The sequence below is a fragment of the Streptomyces sp. ME02-8801-2C genome, from assembly GCF_033793965.1.
In the GTDB taxonomy this organism is placed as follows: domain Bacteria; phylum Actinomycetota; class Actinomycetes; order Streptomycetales; family Streptomycetaceae; genus Streptomyces.
The window spans coordinates 433726-442753 of record NZ_JARAXP010000001.1 but is presented as its reverse complement, the minus strand read 5'-3'; the positions used below and the strand labels follow the sequence as shown (position 1 = coordinate 442753).

Below are 9028 nucleotides of genomic sequence, written 5' to 3'. Positions count from 1 at the left end.
TGCTGCAATGACACGACTTCGGCGGTACGCTTGAGCCCCGCTACATTGTCGGCGCGGAATCACTAGACCAGTGAGCTATTACGCACTCTTTCAAGGGTGGCTGCTTCTAAGCCAACCTCCTGGTTGTCTCTGCGACTCCACATCCTTTCCCACTTAGCGTACGCTTAGGGGCCTTAGTCGATGCTCTGGGCTGTTTCCCTCTCGACCATGGAGCTTATCCCCCACAGTCTCACTGCCGCGCTCTCACTTACCGGCATTCGGAGTTTGGCTAAGGTCAGTAACCCGGTAGGGCCCATCGCCTATCCAGTGCTCTACCTCCGGCAAGAAACACACGACGCTGCACCTAAATGCATTTCGGGGAGAACCAGCTATCACGGAGTTTGATTGGCCTTTCACCCCTAACCACAGGTCATCCCCCAGGTTTTCAACCCTGGTGGGTTCGGTCCTCCACGAAGTCTTACCTCCGCTTCAACCTGCCCATGGCTAGATCACTCCGCTTCGGGTCTTGAGCGCGCTACTATACCGCCCTATTCGGACTCGCTTTCGCTACGGCTTCCCCACACGGGTTAACCTCGCAACACACCGCAAACTCGCAGGCTCATTCTTCAAAAGGCACGCAGTCACGACGCACCAAGTAAACTTGATGCGCGACGCTCCCACGGCTTGTAGGCACACGGTTTCAGGTACTATTTCACTCCGCTCCCGCGGTACTTTTCACCATTCCCTCACGGTACTATCCGCTATCGGTCACCAGGGAATATTTAGGCTTAACGGGTGGTCCCGCCAGATTCACACGGGATTTCTCGGGCCCCGTGCTACTTGGGTGTCTCTCAAACGAGCCGCTGATGTTTCGACTACGGGGGTCTTACCCTCTACGCCGGACCTTTCGCATGTCCTTCGCCTACATCAACGGTTTCTGACTCGTCTCACAGCCGGCAGACTGTGAAAGAGAGATCCCACAACCCCGCACACGCAACCCCTGCCGGGTCTCACACGTATACGGTTTGGCCTCATCCGGTTTCGCTCGCCACTACTCCCGGAATCACGGTTGTTTTCTCTTCCTGCGGGTACTGAGATGTTTCACTTCCCCGCGTTCCCTCCACACACCCTATGTGTTCAGATGTGGGTGACAGCCCATGACGACTGCCGGGTTTCCCCATTCGGAAACCCCCGGATCAAAGCCTGGTTGACGACTCCCCGGGGACTATCGTGGCCTCCCACGTCCTTCATCGGTTCCTGGTGCCAAGGCATCCACCGTGCGCCCTTAAAAACTTGGCCACAGATGCTCGCGTCCACTGTGCAGTTCTCAAACAACGACCAACCACCCGTCACAACCCGCCGAAGCAGATTTTTACCGGGGTCGGCATCGAGGGGGTTCATTCCCTCAGACACCCAACAGCGTGCCCGACCAGTCCCCGTCCGGAGATCATGCTTTCCACGCCCTCTTGCGAGAGCAGTACTTGCAGCCTCCGACCCGTGAAACCGGCCGAATAATCAACGTTCCACCCATGAGCAACCAGCACCGGACATTCGCCGATGTACTGGCCTCTGGACCGTCAGACAAGTCTGCCGGCCAAGAAGTGCTCCTTAGAAAGGAGGTGATCCAGCCGCACCTTCCGGTACGGCTACCTTGTTACGACTTCGTCCCAATCGCCAGTCCCACCTTCGACAGCTCCCTCCCACAAGGGGTTGGGCCACCGGCTTCGGGTGTTACCGACTTTCGTGACGTGACGGGCGGTGTGTACAAGGCCCGGGAACGTATTCACCGCAGCAATGCTGATCTGCGATTACTAGCAACTCCGACTTCATGGGGTCGAGTTGCAGACCCCAATCCGAACTGAGACCGGCTTTTTGAGATTCGCTCCGCCTCACGGCATCGCAGCTCATTGTACCGGCCATTGTAGCACGTGTGCAGCCCAAGACATAAGGGGCATGATGACTTGACGTCGTCCCCACCTTCCTCCGAGTTGACCCCGGCAGTCTCCTGTGAGTCCCCATCACCCCGAAGGGCATGCTGGCAACACAGAACAAGGGTTGCGCTCGTTGCGGGACTTAACCCAACATCTCACGACACGAGCTGACGACAGCCATGCACCACCTGTACACCGACCACAAGGGGGCACCCATCTCTGGATGTTTCCGGTGTATGTCAAGCCTTGGTAAGGTTCTTCGCGTTGCGTCGAATTAAGCCACATGCTCCGCTGCTTGTGCGGGCCCCCGTCAATTCCTTTGAGTTTTAGCCTTGCGGCCGTACTCCCCAGGCGGGGAACTTAATGCGTTAGCTGCGGCACCGACGACGTGGAATGTCGCCAACACCTAGTTCCCACCGTTTACGGCGTGGACTACCAGGGTATCTAATCCTGTTCGCTCCCCACGCTTTCGCTCCTCAGCGTCAGTAATGGCCCAGAGATCCGCCTTCGCCACCGGTGTTCCTCCTGATATCTGCGCATTTCACCGCTACACCAGGAATTCCGATCTCCCCTACCACACTCTAGTCTGCCCGTATCGAATGCAGACCCGGGGTTAAGCCCCGGGCTTTCACATCCGACGCGACAGACCGCCTACGAGCTCTTTACGCCCAATAATTCCGGACAACGCTTGCGCCCTACGTATTACCGCGGCTGCTGGCACGTAGTTAGCCGGCGCTTCTTCTGCAGGTACCGTCACTTGCGCTTCTTCCCTGCTGAAAGAGGTTTACAACCCGAAGGCCGTCATCCCTCACGCGGCGTCGCTGCATCAGGCTTTCGCCCATTGTGCAATATTCCCCACTGCTGCCTCCCGTAGGAGTCTGGGCCGTGTCTCAGTCCCAGTGTGGCCGGTCGCCCTCTCAGGCCGGCTACCCGTCGTCGCCTTGGTGAGCCACTACCTCACCAACAAGCTGATAGGCCGCGGGCTCATCCTGCACCGCCGGAGCTTTGAACCCACCCCCATGCGAGGGAAGGTATTATCCGGTATTAGACCCCGTTTCCAGGGCTTGTCCCAGAGTGCAGGGCAGATTGCCCACGTGTTACTCACCCGTTCGCCACTAATCCACCCCGAAAGGCTTCATCGTTCGACTTGCATGTGTTAAGCACGCCGCCAGCGTTCGTCCTGAGCCAGGATCAAACTCTCCGTGAATGTCAACCCGTAATCGGGTCACACCACGAGAGCGGAACAGTCAGGCGGAATAAGCCCGACCGTTCACAGCGTCCTCGCTGTGTTTACTTCAAAGGAACCTCGAACCCACAGAACATTCTGTGAGCCGGGGTATCAACATATCTGGCGTTGATTTTTGGCACGCTGTTGAGTTCTCAAGGAACGGACGCTTCCTTCGTACTCACCCAAGAGACTCTCTCAGGCTTTCCTCCGGGCAGTTTCCCTTCGGTTCTTGCTGTCTTGCGTTTCCGACTCTATCAGATCATTTTCTGATCCGATTCCCTGTCGGCGGGCTCGTCTCGGGCTTTTCAGCTTTCGCCTGTCGGCCTTTCGACATTCACTACGTTAGCCGATTCTCTCGGTAACTCATAATCGAGTTCCTCGCGTTCGCAATTCAGCATGCAGGCACGCCGAAATTGCCCCCGCTGAGAGGGAGTTGTAGGTAGTGGGTTGGCCACTTCCGGCTGCAGGCGATCGCCGTACCCGGTTCAAGCGGCTCGGGCTACATTACGGACCCCCCAAGGGCGCGTCAAGTTGAGCGAAGACGGGGCGCATGGGCCCGATACGGGCTCACCGTAGGGTCGTTGGTGATCCAGAAGCGCCAGGGGTGGACGCCTCCGTCGCCGGCCACACCGGTGCGCGGACCACTGCTCACCTGGCCCGGGCCGACGGGGGTGCCCGTCAGGACCGTGATCGGCGCGGCCCCGACTGCGCAGGCGTCCGTACCGTCGAGTGCTCTGTCCACGCCCAGGGCCGTGGCCAGGCGGGCCGGCCCTTTGGCCAGTTCGTTGCCGTTTCGGGCCGAAATTCGACGTTTGTGGGCGAGGTCGGCGCCCTCGATGATCTCGCCGGCGCGGAGCAGGACCCCGCTCGCCGTGCCCTCGGGGCCGCACACCAGGTTCATGCAGTGCCACATGCCGTAGGTGAAGTAGACGTACACATGACCGGGCGGACCGAACATCACGCTGTTGCGGGGCGTGGGGCCCCGATAGGCGTGGGAGCCGGGGTCGTTCGGGCCGTCGTACGCCTCCACCTCGGTGAGGCGCAGTTCGATCGGACCTTCCGGGGAGGTCCGTACGAGGATTCGACCCAGGAGATCCGGGGCGACCTCCAGGACCGGCCGGTCGAAGAACTCCCTGGGGAGGGGCGTACGGTCAGCGGGCGCGATCATGCCGTCCGAGCGTAGTGCAGGCGTGTCCGGGTGAACGGGGTGGCCAGGAGGCGTCCGCCTTGCCAGGGTGAGAGCGGAACCGGCCACGGCCGGATCGCGTTTCTAAGGATCAAGGGATCGCTAAGGATCGCTGGAGAAGGAGAGACATGGCGTTCAAGAAGCTGCTCGCGAGCCTGGGTGCCGGCGGGGCCTCGGTCGAGACGGTGTTGACGGAGGTCAACGTCGTTCCGGGTGGTGTGGTCCAGGGTGAGGTACGAATCCAGGGCGGTTCCGTCAACCAGCAGATCGAGGGGCTGTCGGTCGGGCTTCAGGCCAAGGTCGAGGTCGAGGGCGGCGACCAGGAGTACAAGCAGGACGTCGAGTTCACGAAGGTACGGCTGGGCGGCGCCTTCGAGGTACAGGCCGGAGCTGTGCATGTCGTGCCGTTCGGGCTGGAGATCCCCTGGGAGACGCCGATCACGATGATCGACGGCCAGCCGCTGCGCGGGATGCACATCGGCGTGACCACCGAGCTGGCGATCGCCCGTGCCATCGACTCCGGTGACCTGGACCCCATCAACGTGCACCCGTTGCCCGCGCAGAAGGCGATCCTGGACGCCTTCATCCAGTTGGGCTTCCGCTTCAAGAACGCGGACATGGAGCGCGGCCACGTCCGCGGTACCCGGCAGAAGCTCCCCTTCTACCAGGAGATCGAGTTCTTCCCGCCGGCGCAGTACCGGGGCCTGAACCAGGTCGAGTTGACCTTCGTCGCCGACGAGCACTCGATGGACGTCGTGCTGGAGATGGACAAGAAGCCGGGGCTGTTCAGCGAGGGCAGTGACACCTTCCGCTCGTTCCAGGTGGGGCTGCACGACTACCAGGGGACGGACTGGGCCGCGTACCTGAACCAGTGGCTGGCCGAGGTCGGCAGCAAGCGCAACTGGTTCTAGTGGCCGGAGAAGGCCGCAAGGACAACCGATCCCACCAGGAGGTACCGAGGTGACCGAACTCAAGAGGCCGCCGCTGCCGCACGACTTCCATCCGCCCGTGCCGTCGTTCACGGTCACGAGTGAGGATGTCGAGGCGGGTTCGACCCTCAAGGACGCTCAGGTCTACGCAGCTGGCAACACCTCGCCGCAGCTGCGGTGGGAGGGGTTCCCGCCGGAGACCAAGAGCTTCGCCGTGACCTGCTACGACCCGGACGCGCCTACGGGCAGCGGGTTCTGGCACTGGGTCGCGTTCGACATCCCGGCCTCGGTGACCGAGTTGCCGACAGGTGCGGGCAGTGACAAGTTCGAGGGGCTGCCGGACGGTGTGGTCCAGGCGCGCAACGACTACGGCACCAAGGACTTCGGCGGTGCGGCGCCGCCGGCCGGGGACGGCCCGCACCGGTATGTGTTCACGGTGTACGCCGTGGATCAGGAGAAGTTGGGTCCGGACGCGGACGCGTCGCCCGCGGTCGTCGGGTTCAACCTGCGGTTCCACACGCTCGCGCGGGCCCAACTCGTCGCCGAGTACGAGGTTCCCGCCGAAGACTGACGTTCATTGAACGTTTGCCCGCCTCTGGTCATGGAAGTGATCAGAGGCGGGCATTTTTTATTGCGTTGTCCATCTCGGCGTGCCCGGCCAGAGTTGATCCAAGCCCGCCAGGCGGTGGGCCGGTGAGCATAGGAGGTGGGCTGGATGCGAGACACGCTGGTGCTGAACGCGAGCTTCGAGCCGCTGTCGACGGTGACGTTGAACCGAGCCGTCGTTCTGGTGCTGCAGGACAAGGCTGTTGTCGAGCAGGCCCACCCCGAGATCCGTATGCGTGGAGCCGCTGTCGACATACCGGCGCCGCGGGTGATCAGGCTCTGCCGCTACGTCCGGGTGCCGTTCCGAAGACAAGCACCGTGGTCGAGGCGCGGTGTGCTGGTCCGGGACCGGCACAGGTGCGCGTACTGCGGTCGGCGGGCGACGACCGTGGACCACGTGGTGCCGCGGGCGCAGGGCGGGCAGGACTCCTGGCTGAACACCGTCGCGTCGTGCGCGGAGGACAACCACCGCAAGGCGGCGCGGACTCCGGAGCAGGCGGGGATGCCGCTGTTGCGGCTGCCGTTCGAGCCGTCGCCCGCGGACGCGATGCTTTTGGCTTTGGGGCAGGAGGACTTCGAGGCGCTGCCGGAGTGGCTGGCTCAGCCGGCTGCGTAGGTTTGTGCCGGTCGAGCTTGTTCGGGGTCCACTGGTTGTTTCGTTCGCTGCGGGTTGCTGGTGGCTTGTCGCGCAGTTCCCCGCGCCCCTGGGCGGGGCGCGGGGGTAGCCGTACGTCAATCAGTGATGGACGGCTTCTCTCGGCGTTCCGAGCCGCCGCCCGTGTTGCCTCCGCCGCCCGAACCGCCGCCCAGGTTACCGAAGTTGCCCATGGCGCCGGAGAGGCCCTTGAGGGCGTCGCCGATTTCGCTGGGGACGATCCAGAGCTTGTTGGCGTCGCCCTCGGCGATCTTCGGGAGCATCTGGAGGTACTGGTAGGAGAGAAGCTTCTGGTCCGGGTCGCCGGCGTGGATGGCCTCGAAGACCGTACGGACGGCCTGGGCCTCGCCCTCGGCGCGCAGGGCGGCCGCCTTGGCCTCACCTTCGGCGCGCAGGATCGCGGACTGCTTCTCACCTTCCGCCGTGAGGATCTGGGACTGGCGGATACCTTCGGCGGTGAGGATCGCGGCGCGCTTGTCACGGTCGGCGCGCATCTGCTTCTCCATCGAGTCCTGGATGGAGGTCGGCGGCTCGATCGCCTTCAGCTCGACGCGGTTGACGCGGATACCCCACTTGCCGGTGGCCTCGTCGAGCACTCCGCGCAGGGCTGCGTTGATCTCCTCGCGGGAGGTCAGGGTCCGCTCCAGGTCCATGCCACCGATGATGTTGCGGAGGGTGGTGACGGTGAGCTGCTCGATGGCCTGGATGTAGCTGGCGACCTCGTACGTCGCCGCGCGCGCGTCCGTCACCTGGTAGTAGATGACGGTGTCGATGTTGACGACCAGGTTGTCCTGGGTGATCACCGGCTGCGGCGGGAACGGCACGACCTGCTCGCGGAGGTCGATGCGGTTGCGGATGGTGTCGATGAACGGGACGACGATGTTCAGGCCCGCGTTGAGTGTCCGCGTGTAGCGGCCGAACCGCTCCACGATGGCGGCGCTCGCCTGTGGAATGACCTGGATGGTCTTGATCAGGGCGATGAAGACCAACACCACCAGAATGATCAGGACGATGATGATGGGTTCCATCGTGGCTCCCCGTACCCTTCTCCGCCTTGGCGCTTACGGAAAGATCGTATGCCTGTTGAAGATCTTGCTTGTGAAGATCTTGCTGGACGAGTGTGACAGACCGTCGGCTGCCCCGTGGACGTTCCGTTCACTTACGTCGTGCGAGGTCACATGACGATCGCCGTGGCCCCCTCGATCTCGACGACGTCCACCTCCTGGCCTACTTCGTAAGCGAGTTGGGTGTCCAGGGAGCGGGCCGACCAGACCTCTCCGGCGAGCTTGATCCGGCCACCGGAACCGTCGACGCGTTCCAGGACGACGGCCTGTTTGCCCTTCAACGCGTCGATTCCGGACAGGAGTCGGGGCCGGTCGGCGCGGTGCCGGGTCGCGATGGGCCGTACGACGGCGATGAGCGCGGTCGACACTACGGCGAACACGAGCACCTGGACGACGACTCCGGCGCCGAGTCCCGCCGCGCCGGCAGCGGCCAGCGCGCCCACCGCGAGCATGCCGAGTTCCGGCATCGCGGTCACGACGAGCGGGATACCCAGCGCCACCGCGCCGACGAGCCACCACACCCATGCGTCGATGTCGTTCACACCGTCATGGTAGGTCCGCGGGCCTGGTCACCGACAGTACGCCGATCAACTTGGCACAGGCTTCTTCCAGTTGTTCCAGTCGTTCCTCAGGGTGGTTCGTGTGGTGTCAGGACATCGAGAGGCCCTGAGCGGTCCACCGTTCGCCGACCTGTTCGACGACGAGGGGCAGGCCGAAGCACAACGACAGGTTGCGGGAGGTGAGTTCGAGCTCCAGGGGGCCGGCGGCGAGCACCTTGCCCTGGCGGATCATCAGCACGTGGGTGAAGCCCGGGGCGATCTCCTCGACATGGTGCGTGACCATGATCATGGAGGGGGCGATCGGGTCGCGGGCGAGACGGCCGAGACGGCGTACGAGGTCCTCACGGCCGCCGAGGTCGAGGCCGGCGGCGGGCTCGTCGAGGAGCAACAGCTCGGGGTCGGTCATCAGCGCGCGGGCGATCAGGGTCCGCTTGCGTTCGCCCTCGGAGAGGGTGCCGAAGCGGCGGTCGAGGTAGTCGCTCATGCCGAGGCGGTCGAGGAAGGCGCGGGCGCGCTGCTCGTCGATGTCCTCGTACTCCTCCTGCCAGCCGGCCGTCATGCCGTACGCGGCGGTCAGTACCGTCTGCAGCACGGTCTGGCGCTTGGGGAGCTTGTCCGCCATGGCGATGCCGGCCATGCCGATGCGCGGGCGCAGGTCGAAGACGTCGACCTTGCCGAGGGTCTCGCCGAGGATGCTGGCCGTGCCCTGGCTGGGGAAGAGGTAGCTGGAAGCGAGGTTCAGGAGGGTGGTCTTCCCGGCGCCGTTCGGGCCGAGGATGACCCAGCGCTCGCCCTCCTTGACCGACCAGGAGACCTGGTCCACCAGAGCCCGGCCCTCGCGGACCACGGATACGTCCTCCAGCTCCAGAACATCGCTCATGAGCGGGTTG

7 protein-coding genes and 2 rRNA genes (1 of these 9 cut by a window edge) are annotated in these 9028 nt (G+C 63.4%); 3 read left to right on the top strand and 6 right to left on the bottom strand.

Annotation, left to right across the window (positions count from 1 at the left end):
• The 3 genes from PV396_RS02025 to PV396_RS02015 form a co-directional block, all read right to left on the bottom strand.
• Positions 1–1278 (bottom strand): 23S ribosomal RNA (locus PV396_RS02025); it reaches 1597 nt to the left of the window's first position.
• Positions 1279–1591: 313 nt separating this feature from the next.
• Positions 1592–3117, bottom strand: a 16S ribosomal RNA gene (locus PV396_RS02020).
• Together the 16S and 23S rRNA genes form the textbook arrangement of a ribosomal RNA operon.
• 547 nt (positions 3118–3664) lie before the next feature.
• Positions 3665–4306: a DNA-3-methyladenine glycosylase gene (locus tag PV396_RS02015; protein WP_319199820.1), complete on the bottom strand. Its 642-nt coding sequence runs from the start codon at positions 4304–4306 to the stop codon at positions 3665–3667.
• A 146-nt stretch (positions 4307–4452) separates the two neighbouring features.
• On the opposite strand from PV396_RS02015, the gene PV396_RS02010 reads away from it, so the two are divergent.
• From PV396_RS02010 to PV396_RS02000, 3 genes are all read left to right on the top strand, one after another.
• Positions 4453–5235: a sporulation protein gene (locus PV396_RS02010; protein ID WP_319199819.1), complete on the top strand. Its 783-nt coding sequence runs from the start codon at positions 4453–4455 to the stop codon at positions 5233–5235.
• Between the two features lie 49 nt (positions 5236–5284).
• Entirely contained in the window at positions 5285–5824 is a 540-nt protein-coding gene (locus PV396_RS02005) for a YbhB/YbcL family Raf kinase inhibitor-like protein (protein ID WP_319199818.1), read from the top strand.
• 144 nt (positions 5825–5968) lie between these two features.
• Positions 5969–6475: an HNH endonuclease gene (locus tag PV396_RS02000; RefSeq protein ID WP_319199817.1), complete on the top strand. Its 507-nt coding sequence runs from the start codon at positions 5969–5971 to the stop codon at positions 6473–6475.
• Positions 6476–6591: 116 nt separating this feature from the next.
• On the opposite strand, the gene PV396_RS01995 is transcribed toward PV396_RS02000, so the two are convergent.
• From PV396_RS01995 to PV396_RS01985, 3 genes are all read right to left on the bottom strand, one after another.
• A complete protein-coding gene (locus tag PV396_RS01995) occupies positions 6592–7542 on the bottom strand; it encodes an SPFH domain-containing protein (protein WP_319199816.1) in 951 nt (316 codons plus the stop codon).
• Between the two features lie 146 nt (positions 7543–7688).
• Positions 7689–8120, bottom strand: a complete 432-nt coding sequence (locus PV396_RS01990; RefSeq protein ID WP_319199815.1) for an NfeD family protein — start codon at positions 8118–8120, stop codon at positions 7689–7691.
• A gap of 106 nt (positions 8121–8226) precedes the next feature.
• Positions 8227–9018 carry an ABC transporter ATP-binding protein gene (locus PV396_RS01985; RefSeq protein ID WP_319199814.1) on the bottom strand — a complete coding sequence of 264 codons (792 nt, stop codon included), beginning with the start codon at positions 9016–9018 and terminating at the stop codon, positions 8227–8229.
• Between the last annotated feature and the right edge of the window lie 10 nt (positions 9019–9028).